At 66.5% G+C, this 1,992-nt stretch carries 2 protein-coding genes; both read left to right on the forward strand.

Features of this window, described 5'->3' with window-relative positions; translation table 11 throughout:
• On the forward strand, positions 1–1,057 hold a 1,057-nt coding region (locus QMX82_RS25600; protein WP_282288782.1), incomplete at its 5' end, for a mechanosensitive ion channel family protein.
• A gap of 88 nt (positions 1,058–1,145) precedes the next feature.
• Complete coding sequence (locus tag QMX82_RS25605) at positions 1,146–1,796, forward strand: SGNH/GDSL hydrolase family protein (protein WP_282288784.1); 651 nt, start codon at positions 1,146–1,148, stop codon at positions 1,794–1,796.
• Positions 1,797–1,992: the final 196 nt, after the last annotated feature.

Below are 1,992 nucleotides of genomic sequence, written 5' to 3' on the forward strand. Positions count from 1 at the left end.
GACCATGGGCGCCGCCCTGGGACTCAATGCCCTGGTGCGGGCGCGGCTGCTGCGCCGGCGCCCGCACGGCCGCATCCAGGAAGCCTATGCCGAACGGCTGCGGGCCTTCTTCGTGCTGGTGCTGGGCATCGTCATCTGGCTGGTGGGGATCGAGCTGGCCCTGCGCGCCTGGAATCTCTCGCTGCTGAGATTCAGCCAGGGTGACGGCCATGCGGTCGCCAGCAAGTTCTTTGGCCTGGGGGGCACCCTGTTGCTGGCCTGGCTGGTGTGGATCCTGGCGGATACCGCCATCCACCGCGGCCTCAATCTGCATCGCGTCAGCCCGAACAATGCCCGCGCCCAGACCATGTTGCCGCTGATCCGCAACGTGCTGTTCCTGACCATCTTCGTCATCGCCCTGATCGTCGCCCTGGCCAACATGGGCGTGAACGTCACCCCGCTGCTGGCCGGTGCCGGCGTCATCGGCCTGGCGGTGGGCTTCGGCGCCCAGAGTCTGGTGGCCGACCTCATCACCGGGCTGTTCATCATCATCGAGGACTCCCTGGCCATCGGCGACTACGTCGACGTCGGCAACCACCTGGGCACCGTCGAGGGCCTGACCATCCGTACCGTGCGGTTGAGGGATATCGACGGCATCGTCCATACCATCCCCTTCAGCGAGATCAAGAGCATCCAGAACTACTCGCGGCAATTCGGCTACGCCATCTTCCGCCTGCCGATTCCCCAGGCGCTGTCGGTGGACAAGGCCATCGAGATGGTCCAGGACGTCGGTCGCTCGCTGCGCCAGGATCCGCTGATGGGCCGGGACATCTGGTCCCCGCTGGAGCTGCAGGGGGTGGAGAGCTTCGATTCCGGCATGGCGATCCTGAGATTCCGCTTCAAGACCGCGCCGATCAAGCAGTGGGAGGTCTCGCGGGCCTTCAACCTGAAGCTCAAGCGCTACCTGGACGACGCCGGCATCGAACTGGCCTCGCCACGCATGAACGTGCGCTACGAGGTGGGTGGCTCGCCGCTGGATCAGGCGACGCGGGGCGGCCAGGCGCCGAGCGAGGGCTGACCCGGCTGCGCTGGCACGACCGCCGGCCCTCGCGAGTGGCGGGAATAGCCTCTAGGGTGAGGATGACCTGTCCCGATGAGGCTTTCCCATGTCCTTGCGCACCCTACTCTGCTATGGCGACTCCAACACCCACGGCACCCGGCCCCTGACCCAGCCTGGGGTACTCGAACGCTTCGGCTGGGACGAACGCTGGCCTGGCGTCCTGGCCTCCGGGCTGGGCGCCGACTGGCGGGTGATCGAGGAAGGCCTGCCGGCACGGACCACCGTGCATGACGATCCCATCGACGGCCACCACAAGAACGGCCTGAGCTATCTCCGGCCCTGCCTGGAGAGTCAGCTGCCGGTTGATGTCCTGTTGCTGATGCTGGGCACCAACGACCTCAAGGCGCGCTTGTCGGTGACCCCGGCGGACATCGCCAGTGCCCTGCAGGTGCTGCTGGAGGAGATCAGGCGCTGCAATGCCGGCCCGAACGGCGCCACGCCCATGCTGATCGTCATGGCGCCGGCGCCCATCGAGGAAGTGGGCTTTCTCGGCGAGATCTTCGCCGGCGGTGCGGTCAAGTCCCGCGAGTTGGCCGCACGTTATCGCCAGGTCGCCGAAGCCCAGGGCGCGGCCTTTGTCGATGCCGGGGAAATCATCCAGGTAAGCCCGATAGATGGCGTGCATTTCGAAGCAGACCAGCATCGGCGGCTGGGTGAGCATCTGGTGGGGGTGGTCAGAGCGGCCGCAAGCGCCTGAGCGTAGCGTGGACAACGGCGCAGCCTTGTCCGCGGACGCGACGCCACACAGTGGAAAACGCTGCGCGGTTTTCCACGCTACGACTCGCTTGGCATCGGTCTGTTGGGCTTCGACGATGGAGCCGTCTCAACCCAACCTATGAGAGCCGGGCCCAAGCGGCGGTGCATCGTAGGTTGGGTTGAGCGCAAGCGAAGCC

It is taken from the genome of Pseudomonas sp. PS02302, from assembly GCF_029959585.1.
GTDB lineage: Bacteria > Pseudomonadota > Gammaproteobacteria > Pseudomonadales > Pseudomonadaceae > Chryseomonas > Chryseomonas aestiva.